We start from the raw sequence: 20,850 nt of genomic DNA on the forward strand, positions 1-20,850 counted from the left end.
TCGCCCTTTAGGGTTGACGCCGTGGTCTAGCTACCCTGTCTTCCGTGTGCGGAATCGTGGGATACGTGGGTCACCAGTCGGCGCTCGACGTGGTGCTGGACGGGCTGAGGCGGCTCGAGTACCGGGGTTACGACTCGGCCGGTGTCGCGGTCGTCGCGGACGGTGAGCTCGCCGTCGAGCGCAAGGCCGGGCGGCTGCAGAACCTGGAGGCGAGGCTCGACGAGGTGGGTCGCGACGGGTTCGCGGGCACCGTCGGCATGGGACACACGCGGTGGGCGACGCACGGCGCGCCGATCGACCGCAACTCGCACCCGCACCGCGACTCGGCGAACCGGGTCGCCGTGGTGCACAACGGCATCATCGAGAACTTCCTCGCGCTGCGCGGCGAGCTCGAAGGGCTCGGCATCGAGATGGCGTCCGACACCGACACCGAGACGGTCGCGCACCTCGTGGCCATCGCGTACGGCGACGGTGACACGAAGGGCGACCTGCCCGCCAGCGTGCGCAAGGTCGTGAGCCGCCTGGAGGGCGCGTTCACGCTCGTCTTCACGCACGCCGACGAGCCCGACACGGTCGTCGCCGCGCGCCGCAACTCGCCGCTGGTCGTCGGCGTCGGCGAGAACGAGTACTTCGTCGCGAGCGACGTCGCAGCGTTCATCGCGCACACCAAGGAGGCCGTCGAGCTGGGGCAGGACCAGATGGTCGTGCTCACCCGCGACGGCTACGAGGTCACCGACTTCGACGGCGCGCCGGCCGAGGCCAAGCCGTTCACGGTCAACTGGGACCTCAGCGCCGCCGAGAAGGGCGGCCACGAGTACTTCATGCTCAAGGAGATCGAGGAGCAGCCGGAGGCGCTGGCGAACACGCTGCGCGGCCACTTCGCGAACGGCCGGATCGTGCTCGACGAGCAGCGGCTGTCCGACCAGGACCTGCGCGACGTCGACAAGGTCTTCGTCGTCGCCTGTGGCAGCGCCTACCACTCCGGTCTGGTCGCGAAGTACGCGATCGAGCACTGGACCCGGCTGCCCGTCGAGGTCGAGCTGGCCTCCGAGTTCCGCTACCGCGACCCGGTGCTCGACCGCGACACGCTCGTCGTCGCCGTGTCGCAGTCCGGTGAGACCGCGGACACCCTCGAAGCCGTCCGCCACGCCCGCGCGCAGAAGGCCCGCGTCCTCGCGGTCTGCAACACCAACGGCGCGCAGATCCCGCGCGAGTCCGACGCCGTGCTCTACACGCACGCCGGCCCCGAGATCGGTGTCGCGTCGACCAAGGCGTTCCTCGCCCAGATCGCGGCGAACTACCTGGTCGGCCTGGCCCTCGCGCAGGCCCGCGGCACCAAGTACCCGGACGAGGTCGCCCGCGAGTTCCACGAGCTGGAGGCCATGCCCCAGGCCGTGCAGCGGGTGCTCGGCACCATCGACCAGGTCAAGGCGCTGGGCCGGGAGCTCGCCGACTCGAAGGCGGTGCTGTTCCTCGGCCGCCACGTCGGCTACCCGGTGGCGCTGGAGGGCGCGCTCAAGCTCAAGGAGCTCGCCTACATGCACGCCGAGGGCTTCGCGGCCGGTGAGCTCAAGCACGGCCCGATCGCGCTGATCGAGGAGGACCTCCCGGTCGTCGTGGTCATGCCGTCGCCGAAGGGCCGTGCCGTCCTGCACTCGAAGCTGGTGTCCAACATCAGCGAGATCCAGGCCCGCGGCGCCCGCACGATCGTGATCGCCGAGGAGGGTGACGAGACGGTGCGCCCGTTCGCGGACCACCTGATCGAGATCCCGGCCGTCCCGACGCTGCTGCAGCCGCTCATCTCGACCATCCCGCTGCAGGTGCTCGCGGCCGAGATCGCGACCGCCCGCGGCTACGACGTCGACAAGCCTCGCAACCTCGCGAAGTCCGTTACCGTCGAATAGGTGAGAGGCGTCTGGCACACCGAACGCGTCAAGTCCGCTGAAGAGGAGCTCATGGCGGTCGTCCCGCCGGGCTCGCTGATGCGCAAGGCCGCGTTCGGTGTGGCCACCCACGCCCTCCGGCTCCTGCGTGGCCGCCGCCGCGTCACGCTGCTCGTGGGCGCTGGCAACAACGGCGGCGACGCCCTGTGGGCCGGGTACTTCCTGCGTCGCCGGGGGGTCGCGGTGTCCGCGGTCCTGCTCACCCCCGGCAAGGCGCACGCGGAAGGCCTCGCCGCGTTCCGCGGGGCAGGCGGCCGGGTCGTCGACGAGGTCGGCACCCCCGACCTGGTGATCGACGGCATCGTCGGCCTGTCCGCCCGCGGCCCGTTGCGCCCGGAAGCCGCCAAGCTCGTCGAGGGCGTCACGGCCCCGGTCCTCGCCGTGGACCTGCCCAGCGGCATCGACCCGGACACCGGTGAGATCTCCGGTCCGCATGTAAAGGCCCACACCACGGTCACGTTCGGCTGCCTCAAGCCGGTCCACGCGCTGGCCGACTGCGGCGAGGTGCACCTGGTCGACATCGGCCTGCGCCCGCGGGACCCGGACTTCGTGCTGCTGGACCGCGCGGACATCGCCTGGCCGCTGCCGGGCCCGTCCGACGACAAGTACACCCAGGGCGTCACGGGCGTCGCCGCCGGCAGCTCGACCTACCCCGGTGCCGCGGTGCTCGCCACCGGTGCCGCCGTGCTCGCGACGTCGGGCATGGTCCGCTACGCCGGTCCCGCCGCCGACGCGATCCGCGCCCGCTGGCCGGAGACCATCTGCACCGGCTCGATCACCGACGCGGGCCGCGTGCAGGCCTGGGTCGTCGGCCCCGGCATGGGCACGGGCAGCTCGTCCGCCGAGGTGCTGAGGTTCGTGCTGGACGCGAACGTCCCGGTGGTCGCCGACGCCGACGCCATCACGTTGCTCGCGCAGCAGCCGCAGCTGTGGGACGCCCGCGACCCGGACTCGGCACTGGTGCTGACCCCGCACGACCGCGAGTTCGAACGCCTGGCGGGCCCGGTCGGCGGCGACCGGGTGGCCGCCGCGCGCAAGGCCGCCCAGCGGTTCAACGCCGTGGTGCTGCTGAAGGGCCACCGGACCGTCGTGGCCGCCCCGGACGGCCGGGCGCTGGTCAACTCGGCCACCTCGTCGTGGCCGGCGACCGCCGGATCGGGTGACGTGCTGTCCGGGATCATCGGGGCGTTGCTGGCCGCCGGTCTCGACCCGTTCCTGGCCGCGGGGTACGCCGCCCACGTGCACGTTCTGGCGGCGGAGCTGGCCGCGGACGGCGCCCCGGTGCCCGCGTCCGGGCTGATGACCGGGATCACGGCGGCGATCAGGAGCCTCTGAGCGCTCGCTCACACCTGATGAGCTGCGCTCTTGTGGAACGATGACCGGGTTATGGCCCGTTCAGAAGTAGTCGTCGACCTCGGCGCGCTGCGGCACAACGTCGCGCTGCTCGCCGGCCTCGCCCCTGCCGCCCAGACCATGGCCGTCGTGAAGGCCGACGGGTACGGGCACGGCGCGGTGGAGGTCGCCAGGGCCGCGCTCGAAGCGGGTGCGACCTGGCTCGGTTCGTGCTCCACGCAGGAAGCCCTCGCGTTGCGCAGCGCCGGCATCCAGGCACCCATCCTCGCCTGGCTGGACGCACCGGACGAGGACCTGGCCGCCGGTATCGCCGCCGACGTCGACCTGTCCGTCGCCTCCCTGTCCGACCTGCGCCGGGTCGAGCAGGCCGCCGAGGAGGCCGACGCCCGGCCACGGCTCCACCTCAAGATCGACACCGGCCTGAGCCGCAACGGCTGCCAGCCGCGCGACTGGCCGGAGCTGGTCCAGGCCGCCCGCCACCACGACGTGGTCGCCGTCTGGTCGCACCTCGCCTCCGCCGACGAGATCGGCGACCCCTCCATCGACCTGCAGGCCAAGCGGTTCGACGACGCCTACGAGGTGGCGCGGGCGCACGGCCTCGACCCGCTGCGGCACATCGCGAACTCCGCGGCCCTGCTGACCCGGCCCGACCTGCACTTCGACCTGGTCCGGCCCGGCATCGCGATCTACGGCCTGAACCCGGTGCCGACCGACCACGACCTGCGGCCGGTCATGAGCTACCGCTCGCACGTGGCGCTCACGAAACGCATCCCCGCCGGTGAGTCGGTCTCCTACGGGATGACGTGGACCGCGCGGGAGGACACGACGCTGGCACTGGTGCCCGCGGGGTACGCGGACGGTGTCCCGAGGGCGCTCTCCGGCCGGATGGAGGTGCTCCTGGACGGGAAGCGCCGCCCGGTGGTCGGCCGGGTCTGCATGGACCAGGTCGTGGTGAGCTGCGGGGACGACGAGGTGCGCGAGGGTGCCGAGGTCGTCCTGTTCGGCGACGGGAGCCGGGGCGAGCCGACGGCGAGGGAGTGGGCGGAGCTGACCGGGACGATCGACTACGAGATCGTCTGCGGGATGTACCGGCCGCGGGTGCGGAGGATCTACACGTGAGACCGGTGTGGAAGGTCGTCGGCTGGGTCGGTGGCGCGCTCGGTGCCGCCGTCGCCGGTGCCGCCGTCGCGCAGACCGCGAAGGTGTCGCACGAGCGCAAGACCGCGTCCGACGGCCTCGCCGACGAACAGCTGGGCCTGCTGCGGCCCGACCGCGAGTCGACGGTCGCCGCCGACGACGGCGTGCCGCTCTCCGTCGAGGAGGTCGACCCCGCAGACGGGGGCGAACCGGACATCGCCGTCGTGCTCGTGCACGGTTTCGCGCTCGACCGCCGCTGCTTCCACTTCCAGCGCCGCGACCTCGCCGAACTGCTGGACCCGCGCGTGCACCAGGTGCTCTACGACCAGCGCAGCCACGGCCGGTCCGGCCGGTCGTCGGCGGAGGGCAGCACGATCGACCAGCTCGCGCTCGACCTCGACGCGGTGGTCCGCGCGGTCGTGCCGGACGGGCCGCTGGTGCTCGTCGGCCACTCCATGGGCGGCATGACGATCATGGCGCTGGCCGAGAAGCACCCTGAGCTCTTCGAGGAACGGGTCCGCGGCGTCGCGTTGATCGGCACGGCCGCCGGTGCCGTCGGCGGCGCGGGCCTGCCGAAGTCCGTGCTGTCGCGCTACAACCCGGTGACGCTCGGCGTCGGCCGGCTCGCGGGCGTGCAGCCGGGCCTCGTCGAGTGGGTGCGCAAGAGCGCGAAGAGCCTGACCTGGAGCGGCATCCGCACGCTGGCGTTCGGCGACCGCAAGGTGGCGCCGTCGCTCGTGGACCTGATGGACCAGATGATCGGCGGGACCACGGTGAAGGTGCTCACCGAGTTCCTGGAGACCCTCGGCACGCACGACCGCTACAAGGCGCTGGCCGGTCTGCGGCACTGCGAGGTGCTGATCCTGAGCGGGGACGCGGACAAGCTCACGCCGTTCTCGCACGCAGAGCGGATGGCCGAGGAGATGCCGCACGCCACGCTCGTCCGTGCCCCCGGTGCCGGGCACATGGTGATGATGGAGCAGGCTGACCTGGTCAACGACCACCTGGTCGCGCTGATCGAGCGGTGCGCGGCCGACCGCGGAGGAAATCAGGAGAAGTGGTGGCGTCGAGCGTGAAGACCGTCGAACTGCCCCTGGTGACCGACACCGAGGAGTTCGGCCGCAGGCTGGGCGAGCTCGTCCGCGCGGGCGACCTGCTGCTGCTGGCCGGCCCGCTGGGAGCGGGGAAGACGGCGCTCGTGCGCGGTCTGGCCCGCGGTCTCGGCGTGCAGGGCCGGGTGTCGTCGCCGACGTTCGTCGTGGCCCGCGTCCACGAGCCCGCCGAGGGCGGCAGGGGCGTGCGGCTGGTGCACGTCGACGCGTACCGGCTCGGTGGCCACCTGGACGAGCTGGACGACCTCGACCTGGACACCGACCTGGTCGACGCCGTGGTCGCCGTCGAGTGGGGCGAGGGCCTCGCGGAACGGCTGAGCGAGGACCACCTGCTGATCCGCCTCGAACGCGGAACCGACGACGTTCGCACGGCGCAGCTCGTCCCGCACGGCGGGTGGACGGGTCGTCCCCTCCCGGTGTGACGCCGTCCAGCGGATGGGGTGACACCCGTCAAGGGCGGAACGGCCGGCGCCGATGGACCTACCATGATCAACAAGTCGCTCCTCGCGACCGCCGTCGTCGGCGGTGCCCTCCTCGCCGCGGGAGCGCCCGCCTCCGCCGGTGAGCACAGCCGCGCCGGCGGCATCCGCGTCGCGGACAACTTCTGCGCAGCCCCGTGGCTGTGGAACGGCCCGGCCGCGCTGCTGCACGAGGGCCACGCACCCGGCTACGCCACGTGCACCGACGTCCGCACCGCCGGTGACGACGCCGTCAGCGTCCTGGACGACGCCTGCGCCGCGCCGTGGCGGTGGAACGGCCCGCTGGAGATCTTCACGATCGACCACTCGTCGGCCTGCTCCACCGGCTGAGCGCCACCAGCTCGGCGGGATGGCCGGACCGAGCCCGCCGGCCATCCCGCCGTCCGTCCCCTCAGGACAGCTCGCCGTCTTGTTGCTCGGCGTACTAGAGGGCGCTGCCGGCACCTTGAGGACGCATGGGAACTGTGGGCGGCCACACGTGTTCGATTGCCGCTGCTCCGCAGACGGCGACGAGGTCGTCGAGAAGTCGGCCACCCGGCCGCCGCTTCCGGCCGAATCGCCTCCGGCGGTTGACCGGAAGAGGCAACCGGATGACCGACACGACCTCGTACTACCCTGGACAATCGTGCTAGTGCTCGCCGTCGACACGGCCACCCCCGCAGTCACCGCCGGTGTGGTCGAGCTCGCGCCCGACTCCCCGCCACGCCTGCTCGCGAAGCGGGTGACGCTCAACGCCAAGGCGCACGGCGAGCTGCTCACCCCCCACATCTCCGCCGCGCTCGACGAGGCCGGCAAGGCGTACTCCGACCTGGACGCGATCGTCGTCGGCGCGGGTCCCGGCCCGTTCACCGGGCTGCGGGTCGGTCTCGCCACCGCCGCGGCGCTCGGGCAGGCGCTCAACCGCCCGGTCTACCCGGTGGCCACCACGGACGCGATCGCCAAGGACGCCGCGAGCGGGCACCCGCTGCTGGTCGCCACGGACGCGCGCCGCAGGGAGGTCTACTGGGCCGCCTACGACGCCGCCGGTCGCCGCACCGACGGGCCGCACGTGGAGCGCCCGCAGGACCTCGCGGAGAAGCTGCCCGCGCTGGGCGTGCACCAGGCGACCGGTGAGGGTGCGGAGCTCTACGCCGACGTCCTCGGCCTGGAGCTGCTCCAGGCGAAGCACCCGTCGCCGGAGGGGCTGGTCGCCGCCGCGGCCGCCGAGGTGCTCGCGAAGGCCCGGCCCGCCGCACTCACCCCGCTCTACCTGCGCCGCCCGGACGCGGTCGAGCCCACCGGCCGCAAGCGGGTGACCAGGGCATGACCACCGGCACCGTCACACTCGGGCCGTTGCAGCACGCCGACGTGCCGCGGTGCCACGAGATCGAGCTGGACCTGTTCCCCGGCGAGGACCCGTGGAGCGAGACCGCGTTCCACAGCGAGCTCGACCGCGGCAACTACTACCGGGGCGCGTACTGCGACGGCGAGCTGATCGGGTACGCGGGGCTCGCCGCGTCGGCGTACGAGGCGAGCGTGCACACCATCGCCGTCGCCCGGCCCTGGCAGGGCAGGGGCGTCGGCAAGATGCTGCTGCGCGACCTCCTCGCCCGCGTCGACGAGATCGACGTGCCGGTGTTCCTCGAGGTCCGCACGGACAACGAGCCCGCGATCGCCCTCTACCTCGCGCACGGCTTCGAGCACCTCGGCTTGCGCCGCCGCTACTACCAGCCGTCGGGTGCCGACGCGTACACGATGGGAAGGCCCGCGAAAAGTGTCTGACCGACTCATTCTCGGCATCGAGAGCTCCTGCGACGAGACGGGCTTCGGCATCGTCCGGCTCGGCCAGGACGGCTCGCTCGAGCTGCTCGCCGACGAGGTCGCCTCCAGCGTCGAGGAGCACGCCCGCTTCGGCGGCGTCGTGCCGGAGGTCGCCTCGCGCGCCCACCTCGAAGCGCTGGTGCCGACCCTGCGCCGGGCGCTCGACACCGCGCGGGTCGAGCTCTCCCAGCTCCACTCGATCGCCGTCACCGCGGGTCCCGGTCTCGCCGGGGCGCTGCTGGTCGGCGTGTCCGCCGCGAAGGCCTACGCCGCCGCGCTCGGCAAGCCGCTCTACGGGGTGAACCACCTCGCCGGCCACGTCGCCGCGGACACGCTGCAGCACGGCCCGTTGCCACAGCGCTGCCTCGCGCTGCTGGTCTCCGGCGGCCACTCGCAGCTGCTGCTCGTCGAGGGCGGCCTGGCCGGCTCGATCACCGAGATCGGCTCCACCGTGGACGACGCCGCGGGCGAGGCCTACGACAAGGTCGCGCGGCTGCTCGACCTGCCCTACCCCGGCGGCCCGCCCATCGACAAGCTCGCCAAGCAGGGCAACGGCTGCGCGATCGCGTTCCCGCGCGGTCTCACCGGCCCGCGCGACACGAAGTACGACTTCTCGTTCTCCGGTCTGAAGACCGCGGTCGCCCGCTGGGTCGAACGCGCCGAGAGCGCCGGCGAGGAGATCCCGCTGGCCGACGTCGCCGCGTCGTTCCAGGAGGCCGTCGCGGACGTGCTGACCGCCAAGGCCATCCGCGCCGCCAAGGACCTCGGCGTCGACACGCTGGTCATCTCCGGCGGTGTCGCGGCGAACTCGCGGCTGAGCGGCCTGGCCGCCGAGCGCTGCGCGGAGGCGGGCATCGAGCTGCGCGTGCCGAGGCCGCGGCTGTGCACCGACAACGGCGCGATGATCGCCGCTCTCGGCGCGCACCTGGTGGCGGCGGGCGCCAAGCCGTCGTCGATGGACCTCTCGACCAACCCCGGCCTGCCGGTCAACTCGGTCCAGATCCTCTGATCACAGCCGGTGCAGGCCCGGCCTGCGGTCCTCCACGGCGAACGACGCCCTGGTGGTGACCGGGGAGCCGGGCCTCGTCACGTGGTCGAGGCCGCGGAAGTCCGCGCGCAGCTCCTCGGGCGTGAACCTGGCGATCGTGTAGCCGCGGCGGTTGTTGAAGTACTTCACGTGCGGGTTCTCGCGCAGCCACGACGGCGTCTCGGCGTACTCCTCCGACCCGTCGCCGCCGGCCGTGATCGACGTGGTCACCAGCTCGGTCGCGAGGGTCCGCGACGACGGGTCGTCCCAGCGCTGTTTGACCTCCGCGGCCCACGCCGCGTGCACGTCCCCGGTCAGCACGACCGGGTTCCGCACGTCCGCGAACCGCGCCACCACCCGGTCCCGGTCGGCCACGTAGCCGTCCCAGGCGTCCAGCAGGAACTCGTCGACCTCGCCGGGGACGTAGTCGTACTGCGAGAAGAACACCTGCTGGCCGAGCACGTCCCACCGCGCCCGAGACCCCCGCAGCCCGGCGAACAGCCAGTCCTCCTGCTCGGCGCCGAGCATGGTGCGCTCGGGCGCCAGCCGCTCCGGGCAGAGCTGCAGGCCGTCCCCGCAGGCCTGGTCGGTCCGGTACTGGCGGGTGTCGAGCAGGTGGAACGTGGCGAGCGCACCCCAGCCGATCCGCCGGTACAGCCGCGGCGACCTGCGCAGGGGCATGTTCTCGTAGTAGGCCTGGAAGGCCGCGGCCCTGCGCGCGGGGAAGTCCGGCTGCGGCCGGTCCGGCACCAGGCCCGCCCAGTCGTTGTCGATCTCGTGGTCGTCCCAGACGACGCTCCACGGCGCCGCGGCGTGCGCTGCCTGGAGGTCCGGGTCGGCCTTGTACTGCGCCTGCCGCCGCCGGTAGTCCGCGAGCGTGGTGGTCGTCGGGCCCTCGACGTGCCGGACGTTGCCGCTCGGGGCGACGTGGACGCCCGCCTCGTACTCGTAGGTGTAGTCGCCGAGGTGCAGGACCAGGTCGGGTTCGTCCTCGGCCAGCCGCCGGTACGCCGTGAAGTAGCCGTGCTCGTACTGCGCGCACGAGGCGAAGGTCATCGTCAGCGGCACCCGCAGCGAACCGGGCGCGGGCGCCGTGCGGGTGCGGCCGGTACGGGAGAGGTGGTTGAGGGCCTTGAAGCGGTAGAAGTACTCGCGGCCGGGCTCCAGCCCGGCGAGCTCCACGTGGACGCTGTGCGCCCGCTCCGGTCGAGCCGTGGTGGAGCCGTGCCGCACGGTTCGGGTGAACCGCTCGTCCTCGGCGACCTGCCACCGGACCTCCACCGGACGCGCCGGCATGCCTCCCAGGCCGTCCTCCGCGAGCGGTTCGACGGCCAACCGGGTCCACAGCACCACCCCGTCGGGTGTCGGGTCCCCCGAGGCCACGCCCAGTGTGAAAGGGTCGGAGCGGCGGGCGGACCCCGCGACCGAGAACGCTGTGACGCCGGCCACTCCGGAGAGCAGCAGCGTGCGGCGCGAGAACGTGACCATGGCCTGAACACGGCTCCCACCGGGTGAGCGGTTCGGGACCCTCGTTGAAGCGTTGGCACTCTCATGGGTAGAGTGCCAACTGCACGGCACCAGCACCGCCCCGACCCCCGCGACGGCGGGGTGGCAGGAGCCGTTTATTCGAACCTGCCAACGACCCGTGGAGGTCATCCCGGTGAGCGTGAACATCAAGCCGCTCGAGGACAAGATCGTCGTTCAGGCCTCCGAGGCCGAGACGACCACTGCCTCCGGCCTCGTGATCCCGGACACCGCGAAGGAGAAGCCCCAGGAGGGCAAGGTCCTCGCGGTGGGCCCCGGCCGCATCGACGACAAGGGCAACCGCGTCCCGCTGGACGTCGCTGTCGGCGACGTCGTCATCTACTCGAAGTACGGCGGCACCGAGGTCAAGTACAACGGCGAGGAGTACCTGATCCTCTCCGCCCGCGACGTGCTGGCCGTCGTCAACTAAGACGCTCGGCTGTCATGCCTGACGCCCCGGCGCCCCACTCCGGGGCTTCCGGGGCGTTTCGCTACCAGAGAGGCTTTAGGCAATGCCCAAGCAGATCAGCTTCGACGAGGACGCTCGTCGGGCGCTCGAGCGCGGCGTCAACAAGCTCGCGGACACCGTCAAGGTCACCCTTGGCCCGCGCGGGCGCCACGTCGTGCTCGACAAGAAGTTCGGTGGCCCGACGGTCACCAACGACGGTGTGACCATCGCCCGTGAGATCGAGCTGGACGACGCGTTCGAGAACCTCGGCGCGCAGCTCGCCAAGTCGGTCGCCACCAAGACCAACGACGTCGCGGGTGACGGCACCACCACCGCCACCGTGCTGGCGCAGGCGCTGGTCAAGGAAGGCCTGCGCAACATCGCCGCGGGTGCGAACCCGACCGCGCTCGGCCGTGGCATCCAGGCCGCCGCCGACGCCGTCGTGGACGCGCTCAAGGGCAAGGCCACCCCGGTCAAGGGCCGCGACAACATCGCCCAGGTCGGCACCGTCTCCTCGCGGGACACCTCGATCGGCGCGCTGCTCGGCGAGGCCATCGAGCGGGTCGGCGAGGACGGCGTCATCACCGTCGAGGAGTCCTCGACGCTGGCGACCGAGCTCGCGATCACCGAGGGCGTGCAGTTCGACAAGGGTTACGTGTCGACGCACTTCTCGACCGACCTCGAAGCGCAGGAGGCCGTCTACGAGGACGTCCGCATCCTGCTGCACCGCGAGAAGATCTCGGCGCTGGCCGACGTCCTCCCGATCCTCGAGAAGGTCGCGGAGTCCGGCAAGCCGCTGCTGATCATCGCCGAGGACGTCGAGGGCGAGGCCCTGTCCACCCTGGTGGTCAACGCCGTCCGCAAGACCCTGAAGGTCGTCGCCGTGAAGGCGCCGTTCTTCGGTGACCGCCGCAAGGCGTTCCTGGACGACCTCGCGGTCGTCACCGGCGGCGAGGTGATCTCCTCGGAGATCGGCCTGAAGCTGTCCGAGACCACGCTCGACCAGCTGGGTTCCGCCCGCCGCGTCGTCGTGACCAAGGACGACACCACGATCGTGGACGGCGGCGGCACCAAGGCCGACATCGCCGGCCGCGCGGAGCAGCTGCGCCGCGAGATCGAGGCCACGGACTCCGACTGGGACCGCGAGAAGCTCCAGGAGCGCCTCGCGAAGCTCTCCGGCGGCATCGCCGTGATCAAGGTCGGCGCCGCCACCGAGACCGAGCTGAAGGAGCGCAAGCACCGCATCGAGGACGCGGTCGCCGCTACCAAGGCCGCGGTCGAGGAGGGCATCGTCCCCGGCGGTGGCTCCGCTCTCGTGCACGGCGCCAAGGTGCTCGACGGCGGTCTCGGCCTGACCGGTGACGAGGCCACGGGTGTCGCGCTCGTCGCGAAGGCCCTGTCCGCGCCGCTGTTCTGGATCGCCTCGAACGCCGGCCTCGAAGGTGCCGTCGTGGTGAACAAGGTCCGCGAGGGCGAGTGGGGCTTCGGCATCAACGCCGCCTCGCTGGAGTACGGCGACCTGCTGGAGCAGGGCATCATCGACCCGGTCAAGGTCACCCGCTCCGCCGTGGCGAACGCCGCCTCCATCGCCCGCATGGTGCTCACGACCGAGAGCGCCATCGTGGAGAAGAAGGCGGAGGAGCCGGCCGCTGCCGGTCACGGCCACGGCCACGGGCACGGCCACTGAGTCGCCGCTCCCGCTTTCGTCGGGACCGCGATCTCTGAGCTGGAACGAGAACCGGGGCGGCACCACTCACGTGGTGCCGCCCCGGTTCTTCTCGTCCACCACCCCGCGCCCCCTTGATGCCAGCAGAGCGACGGGGAGAGGGCGACCCGGTCAGACGATCGCCAGCTGGCGTTTTCTCGCCTTGATGATGTGGTCGCGTTCCGACTCCGAGAGCCCGCCCCAGATTCCGTAGGGTTCCTGGACCGCGAGCGCGTGCCTGCGGCACATCTCCAGCACCGGGCAGGCGAGGCAGACGGCCTTGGCCCGGGCCTCCCGGCGAGATCTCGCCGGACCCCGTTCACCGTCGGGGTGGAAGAAGAACGCGCTGTCCATGCCCCGGCACGAACCGCGCATCTGCCAGTCCCACAGGTCTGCGTTGGGACCGGGGAGCCTTCGGGTGTCCGCCATCGAGACCGCCTCCGTGACGACTGCTCCATTCGGCTTAACGAAGATCCACCGTAGAACCGCGTCAAAACTTGTTCAAGAGGCAGAAGACCCTTATCAACTGATGGGTGACAGCACGCGTGTTCGATCACTCACCGCCCGGAGTTGCCACCCGGAAGAGGTGAACGGAACATGTTTGCCGTGATGATCCAGCCGGAGCACAGATCTGCCGGTGGTCACACGGGTGAACCCCTCCTGTCCGTGGCCGCGGTGGCCAGGCGGCTCGGGGTGGCACCCGCGACGCTGCGCACCTGGGACCGGCGCTACGGACTCGGGCCGAGCGGCCACACGGTCGGACGGCACCGCAAGTACGGACCGCGTGACGTGGCCCGCCTCGAGCTGATGCAGCGCGCGCTCCTGCGTGGCGCCTCGTCGGCCGAAGCCGCCCGGTTCGCGCTCGACTCGAAGGCGTCGATGACGCACGGTGAGGTGCCCGCCGCACCCACCGGTGGCCGCGGTCTGAAGTTGCCGGGTGCCTCCCGGCTCGCCCGCGGGCTCGGTCGTGCGGCGCTCGCCATGGACTCGATCGCCGTGCAGGAGGTGCTGGCCGACTCGCTCGCCTCCGAGGGCGTGGTCGCGACGTGGAACGAGGTCGTGCGGCCGGTGCTGGCCGCCGTCTCCGCGCGGTGGGAGCTGTCGGGTGCCGGCGTGGAGGTCGAGCACCTGCTGAACGAGTGCGTGCTCGCCTCGTTCGTCCGCGCGACACCGCTCGTCACCCTCGGGCGCAACCACCGGCCCGTGCTGCTCGCGTGCATGCCGGAGGAACGGCACAACCTGCCGCTCTACCCGTTGGCGGCCGAGCTGGCGCAGCGCGGGATCGTCGTCCGGCTGCTCGGGGCGGCGTTGCCGGCGGACGCGCTGGCCGCGGCGGTGCGGCGGACCGCGCCGTCGGCGGTGGTGCTGTGGGCGCAGCTGCCCAGGTACGCCGATCCGGGAGTGCTGGCGGCGGTCCCGCGGACCCGGCAGCAGGTGCGGGTGTTCGTCGGCGGGCCGGGCTGGCGGCGGGGGATGGTGCCGACGCCGGCCGAGCGGGTCGACGACCTGGGTGACGCGGCAGCCGCGGTCGAGGCCGCCGTCACCTGACGGCACACTGCCTGTTCGTGAACTCCGGAGAAGACGCGCTGCGCCGGGCCGCTTTCGGTGCCGCGCCGGGCGACGACGTCTGGGCCGCGCTGGGTGCGCCGAGCGCTCGGGTGCGCTGGCTCGCCGCCGTCGTGCTCGGCGGGCAGGGGCACTACGCCGCCGCGGCGACCGCCCTCGACGTGCTGCGGCACGACCCCGACCCGGTCGTCGCCTCGCTCGCCCTGTCGACCCGCGCCTCGCACCACCGCCAGCTCGGCGCGCACCACCTCGCCCGCGGGCTGGACGGCCAGGCGCTCGCCCGCGTGCGGGGTGACGGCGCCAGCGACCCGGACGGGGTGGACGCCGCCGGGGCCCGCACCGACGCACTGCTGGGGCTTGCCGCCGACGCGATCGGTGCCGGGCGGACGCACGAGTCGCGCCGGCTGCTCGCCCGCGTCGGGCGGACCCCGTCCTGGCGGAGCGCGGTGCGGTTCGGCTGGGTGAGGGCGGAGGTCGAGCTGGCCTCCGGGAACGCCGGGGCCGCGGTGGCGCCGGCCGAGGAGGCGCACGGCGTGGCGACGAAGGCAGGAGCCGTCCGCCACACCGTGAAGTCGGCCCTCGTGCTGGGCACCTCGTTGATCGTGTCGGGGACGCCCGAGGGCACGGCCAGAGGGGTTGAACTGGTCGAGTGTGATCTAAATCACAGCGTCGTGGACGGGCTCCAACCGTTGATCTGGCCGAGCGCTCTGGTGCTGGCAGACCATGCCCCCACGGTGGGCGCAACCGCCATCGACCGGGCGACGGAGGCTCTGAGCTGCGTGTTACGCAGAGCTGATCCAGTCAGCCGTCGGGTCGCCCTCGAGTCCCCCTGGGTGCCGACCGGGCTGCTCCGTTCCGGGGAACCCCCGAATGCAGACCCTCAGACGAACTTCTTGACGGATTAAGCACCGGATCGTGTCAAGGTCGGGCCATCAGCGTCCGATAGGGGATATGGAACGTCACTCGGCTGCAGGAAAGGAGTCCCCGTGACCACGGTCCTTATTTGCGACGACCGGCGCAGTGTGCGTGAGGGTCTCACCCGCGTGATGTCGGCTGTCCCCGGGGTCAGCCGCATCGACTGCGTAGCGCACGGTGACGAGTTGTTGGCTCGCTTTTCCAGGCAGCCGGTCGACGTCGTACTGGTGGGAACCCAGCGCGCCGTCCCGACCGGGGTGGAAGCAACCCGTCGGCTCGTCTCCGCGAACCCGCAGGCAAACGTCATCGTGTTCGGAGCCCCCGACGACGCGGGCAGCATCGCCGCCGCGATTGCCGGTGGCGCCCGCGGCTACCTGAGGTGGGACGCGTCGCGCCCCGAGCTTGTGGCAGCCCTCGCGCACACGCTCGCCAGCACCTCCGTACCGGCACCGCGCCAGCCCTCCGACCCCGGCGTGCAGCTCACGGAGCGCGAGCTCCAGGTGCTGCGCGGCATGAGCCAGGGCAAGAGCAACGGTCAGATCGGCCGCGAGCTCTACCTGTCGGAGGACACGGTCAAGACGCACGCCCGCCGCTTGTTCCGCAAGCTGGGCGTCCGCGACCGCGCGCAGGCGGTGGCGCACGGCTTCCGGCGCGGTCTGGTGCAGTAGTCCAGGCCACAGCGTTGGGCTGAGTTCGCACGATCAGCCGCAATCCCCCAGCCCGGTGACGATGTCGCCGGGCTGCGGCCGTTCGGCGTGCCGGTTGTTCACTCGGTGTGTCCATGCCCCGTTGATGAACGGACGGCCCGCTGACCGGTACGGTGAGGGTTGCTGCTTCGAGTCGCCGTGAGTGACTCGTGTTGTTCCCTGCCGGTACGCCAACGAGTAACACCAGGGCTGTTGTCTGCGATGACCAACTTGGGGGACGGACTGGACGCCGAAGTGGGCGCGGCCGTCGACGGTGACCGCCGGGCGATCGAACGCCTGCTGGCCTCCATTCGTCCTCTGGTGGTGCGGTACTGCCGCGCCAGAGTTGGCAGGCAGGAGCGGAGCTTCGCTTCGGCGGACGATGTGGCCCAGGAGGTGTGTCTCGCGGTGCTCACGGCATTGCCCAGCTACCGCGACCAGGGTCGGCCCTTCCTCGCGTTCGTCTACGGGATCGCGGCGCACAAGGTCGCCGACGCACATCGGTCTGCCGCCAGGAACCGCTCGGAGCCCGTTCCCGAAGTTCCCGACGCGCCGGAGACCGGAGCTGGTCCTGAGCAACGGGCCCTTCAGGGCGAGCTCTCCGGCCGGATGGCGGTCCTGTTGCGCGTCCTGCCGGAGAAGCAGCGGGAGATCCTGCTGTTGAGGGTGGTGGTCGGACTCTCCGCCGAGGAAACTGCCGAGGCGGTCGGTTCGACGCCGGGTGCGGTCCGGGTGGCGCAACACCGTGCGCTGGCTCGGCTCCGCAAGTCGCTGGCAGCGGAGGAGGTGGTCTGAGTGGCCGACGAACACGGGAAGGACGACGAGGAAGTGCGCGGACAGGACGACAGAGCCCCGCACGAGCCCGTCGCAGACGATCTTTCGGCTGTACAGGCCGATGACCGGCTGCTGGACGCGCTGGGGTCCGCGACTCCGGGTGCGGCCGGCGCGCTGGTCGACGACGAGCTGAACGCGTTGCTGCTCGCGTGGCGGCACGAGGTGGAGACCGAGCCCTTCGGGGAGCTCGTCGACACCGAGACCGCCATCGCCACGATCCAGGCTGCCCGTCCGCAGCCGGTGAGCAGGCACCGCTTCCTGATCCCGCTGGCGAGCGCCGCGGCCGTGCTGGCCATCGCGTTCACCGGCGTGAGCCTCGTGGCCCGCGACGCCCAGCCGGGCGACGCGCTCTGGGGTCTCACCCGCGTGCTCTACTCCGAGCACGCGAAGTCGATCGAGGCCGCGGCCATCATCAACACCGACCTGGAGTCGGCCCGCCTCGCGCTGCGCGAGGGCAAGGTGACCGAGGCCCGCGAGAAGCTGAACAAGATCGAGGCCAGTCTGGGCTCCGTCAACACCGACGACGGCAAGGCCCAGCTGGAGGAGAAGCACAAGGAGCTCGAGAAGCAGCTGGGCACGAACACGTCGGTGACGTCACCCACGACGCCACCGCCCGTTGTGACCAAGCCGACCGAGACCAGCGCCAAGCCGACGACGCCGTCCTCGACGCCGACGACAGCGCCCTCGACCACCACGCCGCCCACGTCCCCGTCGTCGGAGACCCCTCCGCCGCCGGACCCGACGTCGAACGGCGAGGAACCCCCGCCGCCTCCGCCCGCACCGGGGGAGACCCAGGGTTCCAACGGGGTCACCAGCGTGAACGAGGGAACCGGAACCAACTGAGACGTGCTGTGAACGCCCCTGACTTCGCCGAGGTCAGGGGCGTTCACACGTCAGGTGGAATGGATTTCGGGTGACCCGGATGGGCCGTTCGGCGGCAGCCGGTCACCGGGAACCGCCGGAGGCGGACTGACCGGGCGCGACCAACGTCACCCCGCGACCTCGGTCACCTCGTCCGGGTGAAAAACCGGATATTCCGGGCAGAGGTCAGCGGGCCGACTCCGTCGCCGTCACCCCGTCCGCGTACCCGCGGCAGTACTCCCAGCTCACGTACGCACCCGGATCCGGGTCGAACGCCGGCTCGTGCGGCCGCATCCGGCCGTCGGCGAGGAGCTGTTCGAGCGAGGCGCGCAGCAACGCCCAGTCGTGGAAGTGCGGTTCCTGGCACTCGCCGCAGTCCACGACGATGCCGCGAACGCCCCTGTGTTCGAGGAGGGCCTGGTAGACGGCCAGGTCGCTGAGGTCGCTGACCAGCTCGGCGCGTTCCTCGTCGTCCATCGGGTCGTGGTCGTGGTGGTCGGGCTCACCGAGAGCGCGCGCGGGGTCCTCGGGGTCGCCCGCGAAGGGGTCTGGTGGCAACGCGTCGTGCGGCACGACCCCGCACGGTACCCGCCGTACCCCGGGATACGTCCAGATACCATGGGCAGCACCGCCTCCGCCTGCGGAAACCGGACGCAGGGACGGGAGGTGCCGCACGACGGAAGGCAAGCCACCCGCCATGACCAGCGAGCTCAACGCTGACGGAGTCCCGAGCAAGTTCGCGATGCTGGGATTGACCTTCGACGACGTGCTCCTGCTGCCTGCCGAGTCGGACGTCGTCCCGAGCGGCGTCGACACGAGCACCAGGATCTCGCGCAACATCAGCCTCAAGGTTCCGCTGGCCAGTGCCGCCATGGACACCGTCACCGAGGGCCGGATGGCGATCTCGATGGCGCGGCAGGGCGGCATCGGCGTGCTGCACCGCAACCTCAGCATCGAGGACCAGGCCCGGCAGGCGGAGACCGTGAAGCGGTCCGAGGCCGGCATGGTCACCGACCCGGTCACGTGCTCGCCGGACGCCACGCTCGCCGAGGTCGACGCGCTGTGCGCGCGTTACCGGATCTCCGGCGTGCCGGTGACCGACTCGAACAACAAGCTGGTGGGCATCATCACGAACCGCGACATGCGGTTCGAGCTCGACCACTCCAAGAAGGTCAGCGAGGTCATGACCAACGGCCCGCTGGTCACGGCGCAGGTCGGCGTGTCGGCCGAGGCCGCGCTGGGGCTGCTGCGCCGGCACAAGGTCGAGAAGCTGCCGATCGTCGACGGTGACGGCAAGCTCAAGGGCCTGATCACGGTCAAGGACTTCGTGAAGACCGAGCAGTACCCGAACGCCACCAAGGACCCGGACGGCCGCCTGCTGTGCGCCGCCGCCGTGGGCGTGGGAGAGGACTCGTTCGTGCGCGCGATGACGCTCGCGGACGCCGGCGTGGACGTGCTGATGGTCGACACGGCGCACGGCCACTCGCGCGGCGTGCTGGAGATGGTCGCGCGCATCAAGAAGGAGCTCGGCGACTCGACGGACGTCGTCGGCGGCAACATCGCGACGCGGGCCGGCGCCCAAGCGCTGATCGACGCGGGCGCGGACGGCGTCAAGGTCGGTGTCGGGCCGGGCTCGATCTGCACCACGCGCGTCGTCGCGGGTGTCGGCGTGCCGCAGATCTCCGCGATCTACGAGGCGTCCCTCGCGTGCCGCCCGGCCGGTGTGCCGGTGATCGGCGACGGCGGCATCCAGTACTCCGGCGACATCGCGAAGGCCATCGCGGCCGGCGCGTCCGCCGTGATGCTCGGCTCGCTGCTCGCGGGCACCCAGGAGGCGCCCGGCGACCTGATCCTGGTCAACGGCAAGCAGTTCAAGACCTACCGCGGCATGGGCTCGCTGGCGGCGATGCAGTCGCGCGGCGAGAACAAGTCGTTCTCGAAGGACCGCTACTTCCAGGACGACGTGCTCAACGAGGACAAGCTGGTCCCGGAGGGCATCGAGGGCCGCACGCCGTTCCGCGGCCCGCTGTCGCAGGTCGTGCACCAGCTCAACGGCGGTCTGCGCGCGGCGATGGGCTACACGGGCTCCCGCACGATCGCGGAGCTGCAGGACGCGCAGCTCGTGCGCATCACCGCGGCGGGGCTCAAGGAGTCGCACCCGCACGACATCACCATGACCGTCGAGGCCCCGAACTACACGACCCGTTAAGGTCTGTCGGCTGTTCGCTCAGGGGTGAGGTGCGTCCGCGGAAAGCGCGGACCGCGCTCGCCCGCCGTGTTTTCTCTGGGGGCGGCCCCCAGACCCCCGGACGAAGGAGAACAACAGGTGCGCGATCTGGTCGAGATCGGCATGGGCCGGACCGCGAGGCGGGCCTACGAGCTGGACGACATCGAGATCATCCCGTCGCGTCGGACGAGGTCGTCGAAGGACGTCTCCACGACGTGGCAGATCGATGCCTACCGCTTCGACATCCCGCTGATCACCCACCCGACGGACGCGATCGTGTCGCCGGGCACGGCGGTCGCGATCGGCGAGCTGGGCGGACTCGGCGTGCTCAACGCCGAGGGCCTCTGGGCCCGCCACGGTGACGTGGACGAGGCGTTGTTCCGCCTCGTGCAGGCCACCGAGGACAGCGACGACCCGGCAGCGGCGGTCAAGGTGCTGCAGGAGCTGCACGCCGCCCCGCTGCGGATGGACCTCATCGCCGAGGCGATCAAGCAGATCCGCGAGTCGGGCGTCACGGTGGCGGCGCGGGTCAGCCCGCAGCGCGCCGCCGAGCTCACCCCGGACCTGCTGGCCGCGGGCGTCGAGATCCTGGTCGTGCAGGGCACGATCATCTCGGCCGAGCACGTGTCGCGCGACGGTGAGCCGCTGAACCTGAAGTCGTTCATCGCGGACCTCGACGTCCCGGTGATCGCCGGCGGTGTCGGCGACTACCGCACGGCCATGCACCTCATGCGCACCGGCGCGGCGGGCGTGATCGTCGGCTACGGCTACTCGCCCGGCGTCACGACCACGGACTCGGTGCTGGGCATCGGCGTGCCGATGGCCACGGCCATCTCGGACGCGGCGGCTGCCCGCCGCGACTACCTCGACGAGACCGGTGGCCGGTACGTGCACGTCATCGCCGACGGCGGCATGCAGACCTCCGGCGAGGTCGCGAAGGCCATCGCCTGCGGTGCGGACGCCGTGATGCTCGGCGAGCCGCTCGCCGCCGCGACCGAGGCACCCGGTCAGGGCCTGTACTGGACCGCGTCGTCGGCGCACCCGTCGGTGCCGCGCAGCCTCGTCGCCGAGGCCGTGGACCAGGAGCTCGACCTGCGCACCCTGCTGTTCGGGCCGTCGTCGGACCCGCGCGGCGTGACGAACCTGTTCGGCGCGCTCAAGAGGGCCATGGCGAAGACCGGTTACTCGGACCTCAAGGAGTTCCAGAAGGTCGGCTTGACCATCCGGGGCTAG

At 71.7% G+C, this 20,850-nt stretch carries 21 protein-coding genes; 18 read left to right on the forward strand and 3 right to left on the reverse strand.

Annotated features, from left to right (window positions below; translation table 11 throughout):
- Window positions 1–44 precede the first annotated feature (44 nt).
- The 9 genes from glmS (at window position 45) to tsaD (ending at window position 8,833) form a co-directional block, all read left to right on the forward strand.
- A complete protein-coding gene (glmS, locus tag AB0A63_RS25465) occupies window positions 45–1,904 on the forward strand; it encodes a glutamine--fructose-6-phosphate transaminase (isomerizing) (protein ID WP_360395787.1) in 1,860 nt (619 codons plus the stop codon).
- Window positions 1,905–3,278, forward strand: coding sequence for an NAD(P)H-hydrate dehydratase (locus AB0A63_RS25470; RefSeq protein WP_360395789.1), 1,374 nt, complete (start codon window positions 1,905–1,907; stop codon window positions 3,276–3,278). It abuts the gene before it with no gap.
- Window positions 3,279–3,329: 51 nt separating this feature from the next.
- Complete coding sequence (gene alr / locus AB0A63_RS25475; RefSeq protein WP_360395791.1) at window positions 3,330–4,415, forward strand: alanine racemase; 1,086 nt, start codon at window positions 3,330–3,332, stop codon at window positions 4,413–4,415.
- A complete protein-coding gene (locus tag AB0A63_RS25480) occupies window positions 4,412–5,509 on the forward strand; it encodes an alpha/beta hydrolase (protein ID WP_360395793.1) in 1,098 nt (365 codons plus the stop codon). The genes alr and AB0A63_RS25480 overlap by 4 nt, the downstream gene beginning before the upstream one ends.
- On the forward strand, window positions 5,506–5,967 hold the full coding sequence (gene tsaE, locus AB0A63_RS25485) for a tRNA (adenosine(37)-N6)-threonylcarbamoyltransferase complex ATPase subunit type 1 TsaE (RefSeq protein ID WP_360395795.1): 462 nt from the start codon (window positions 5,506–5,508) through the stop codon (window positions 5,965–5,967). The genes AB0A63_RS25480 and tsaE overlap by 4 nt, the downstream gene beginning before the upstream one ends.
- 63 nt (window positions 5,968–6,030) lie before the next feature.
- Window positions 6,031–6,354 carry a hypothetical protein gene (locus AB0A63_RS25490; protein ID WP_360395796.1) on the forward strand — a complete coding sequence of 108 codons (324 nt, stop codon included), beginning with the start codon at window positions 6,031–6,033 and terminating at the stop codon, window positions 6,352–6,354.
- A gap of 295 nt (window positions 6,355–6,649) precedes the next feature.
- Window positions 6,650–7,330 (forward strand): tRNA (adenosine(37)-N6)-threonylcarbamoyltransferase complex dimerization subunit type 1 TsaB, encoded by a 681-nt coding sequence (gene tsaB / locus AB0A63_RS25495; RefSeq protein ID WP_360395797.1) that lies wholly within the window; start codon window positions 6,650–6,652, stop codon window positions 7,328–7,330.
- The gene (rimI, locus tag AB0A63_RS25500; protein WP_360395798.1) at window positions 7,327–7,785 is read left to right on the forward strand and encodes a ribosomal protein S18-alanine N-acetyltransferase; all 459 of its coding nucleotides are present in this window, start codon (window positions 7,327–7,329) and stop codon (window positions 7,783–7,785) included. Before tsaB ends, rimI begins: the two co-directional genes overlap by 4 nt.
- Window positions 7,778–8,833 carry a tRNA (adenosine(37)-N6)-threonylcarbamoyltransferase complex transferase subunit TsaD gene (gene tsaD / locus AB0A63_RS25505; protein WP_360395800.1) on the forward strand — a complete coding sequence of 352 codons (1,056 nt, stop codon included), beginning with the start codon at window positions 7,778–7,780 and terminating at the stop codon, window positions 8,831–8,833. Before rimI ends, tsaD begins: the two co-directional genes overlap by 8 nt.
- Here the strand turns inward: tsaD and AB0A63_RS25510 are convergent, their stop codons facing one another.
- Window positions 8,834–10,339, reverse strand: coding sequence for an alkaline phosphatase D family protein (locus AB0A63_RS25510; RefSeq protein WP_360395802.1), 1,506 nt, complete (start codon window positions 10,337–10,339; stop codon window positions 8,834–8,836).
- A gap of 172 nt (window positions 10,340–10,511) precedes the next feature.
- On the opposite strand from AB0A63_RS25510, the gene groES reads away from it, so the two are divergent.
- Together groES and groL are read left to right on the forward strand one after the other, a co-directional pair.
- Window positions 10,512–10,805, forward strand: coding sequence for a co-chaperone GroES (gene groES / locus AB0A63_RS25515; RefSeq protein WP_030478362.1), 294 nt, complete (start codon window positions 10,512–10,514; stop codon window positions 10,803–10,805).
- Window positions 10,806–10,887: 82 nt separating this feature from the next.
- Window positions 10,888–12,510, forward strand: coding sequence for a chaperonin GroEL (groL, locus tag AB0A63_RS25520; RefSeq protein ID WP_360395804.1), 1,623 nt, complete (start codon window positions 10,888–10,890; stop codon window positions 12,508–12,510).
- A 150-nt stretch (window positions 12,511–12,660) separates the two neighbouring features.
- Here the strand turns inward: groL and AB0A63_RS25525 are convergent, their stop codons facing one another.
- Entirely contained in the window at window positions 12,661–12,957 is a 297-nt protein-coding gene (locus AB0A63_RS25525) for a WhiB family transcriptional regulator (RefSeq protein WP_086663892.1), read from the reverse strand.
- Window positions 12,958–13,125: 168 nt separating this feature from the next.
- Here AB0A63_RS25525 and AB0A63_RS25530 point away from each other — a divergent pair, with 168 nt between their 5' ends.
- The 5 genes from AB0A63_RS25530 to AB0A63_RS25550 all read left to right on the forward strand — a co-directional run bounded on the left by AB0A63_RS25530 (window position 13,126) and on the right by AB0A63_RS25550 (window position 17,372).
- The gene (locus AB0A63_RS25530) at window positions 13,126–14,076 is read left to right on the forward strand and encodes a MerR family transcriptional regulator (protein WP_360395806.1); all 951 of its coding nucleotides are present in this window, start codon (window positions 13,126–13,128) and stop codon (window positions 14,074–14,076) included.
- 17 nt (window positions 14,077–14,093) lie between these two features.
- Window positions 14,094–14,999, forward strand: coding sequence for a hypothetical protein (locus AB0A63_RS25535; protein WP_360395808.1), 906 nt, complete (start codon window positions 14,094–14,096; stop codon window positions 14,997–14,999).
- 81 nt (window positions 15,000–15,080) lie between these two features.
- On the forward strand, window positions 15,081–15,677 hold the full coding sequence (locus tag AB0A63_RS25540) for a response regulator transcription factor (protein ID WP_030471988.1): 597 nt from the start codon (window positions 15,081–15,083) through the stop codon (window positions 15,675–15,677).
- 240 nt (window positions 15,678–15,917) lie between these two features.
- Entirely contained in the window at window positions 15,918–16,490 is a 573-nt protein-coding gene (locus tag AB0A63_RS25545; protein WP_360396063.1) for a sigma-70 family RNA polymerase sigma factor, read from the forward strand.
- The gene (locus tag AB0A63_RS25550) at window positions 16,491–17,372 is read left to right on the forward strand and encodes an anti-sigma-D factor RsdA (RefSeq protein ID WP_360395810.1); all 882 of its coding nucleotides are present in this window, start codon (window positions 16,491–16,493) and stop codon (window positions 17,370–17,372) included.
- 204 nt (window positions 17,373–17,576) lie between these two features.
- On the opposite strand, the gene AB0A63_RS25555 is transcribed toward AB0A63_RS25550, so the two are convergent.
- On the reverse strand, window positions 17,577–17,963 hold the full coding sequence (locus AB0A63_RS25555) for a DUF5319 domain-containing protein (protein ID WP_360395812.1): 387 nt from the start codon (window positions 17,961–17,963) through the stop codon (window positions 17,577–17,579).
- A 124-nt stretch (window positions 17,964–18,087) separates the two neighbouring features.
- On the opposite strand from AB0A63_RS25555, the gene guaB reads away from it, so the two are divergent.
- Window positions 18,088–19,599 carry an IMP dehydrogenase gene (gene guaB / locus AB0A63_RS25560; RefSeq protein ID WP_360395814.1) on the forward strand — a complete coding sequence of 504 codons (1,512 nt, stop codon included), beginning with the start codon at window positions 18,088–18,090 and terminating at the stop codon, window positions 19,597–19,599.
- Window positions 19,600–19,716: 117 nt separating this feature from the next.
- Entirely contained in the window at window positions 19,717–20,850 is a 1,134-nt protein-coding gene (locus tag AB0A63_RS25565) for a GuaB3 family IMP dehydrogenase-related protein (protein WP_360395816.1), read from the forward strand.

It is taken from the genome of Lentzea sp. NPDC042327, from assembly GCF_040647275.1.
GTDB lineage: Bacteria > Actinomycetota > Actinomycetes > Mycobacteriales > Pseudonocardiaceae > Lentzea.

Excerpts from the sequence above, each read along its gene's own strand:
- alr (WP_360395791.1), top strand. The coding sequence starts at position 3,330 with ATGGCCCGTTCAGAAGTAGTCGTCGACCTCGGCGCGCTGCGGCACAAC.
- AB0A63_RS25490 (WP_360395796.1), top strand. The coding sequence starts at position 6,031 with ATGATCAACAAGTCGCTCCTCGCGACCGCCGTCGTCGGCGGTGCCCTC.
- rimI (WP_360395798.1), top strand. The coding sequence starts at position 7,327 with ATGACCACCGGCACCGTCACACTCGGGCCGTTGCAGCACGCCGACGTG.
- AB0A63_RS25510 (WP_360395802.1), bottom strand. The coding sequence starts at position 10,339 with ATGGTCACGTTCTCGCGCCGCACGCTGCTGCTCTCCGGAGTGGCCGGC.
- groL (WP_360395804.1), top strand. The coding sequence starts at position 10,888 with ATGCCCAAGCAGATCAGCTTCGACGAGGACGCTCGTCGGGCGCTCGAG.
- AB0A63_RS25525 (WP_086663892.1), bottom strand. The coding sequence starts at position 12,957 with ATGGCGGACACCCGAAGGCTCCCCGGTCCCAACGCAGACCTGTGGGAC.
- AB0A63_RS25530 (WP_360395806.1), top strand. The coding sequence starts at position 13,126 with ATGTTTGCCGTGATGATCCAGCCGGAGCACAGATCTGCCGGTGGTCAC.
- AB0A63_RS25545 (WP_360396063.1), top strand. The coding sequence starts at position 15,918 with ATGACCAACTTGGGGGACGGACTGGACGCCGAAGTGGGCGCGGCCGTC.
- guaB (WP_360395814.1), top strand. The coding sequence starts at position 18,088 with ATGACCAGCGAGCTCAACGCTGACGGAGTCCCGAGCAAGTTCGCGATG.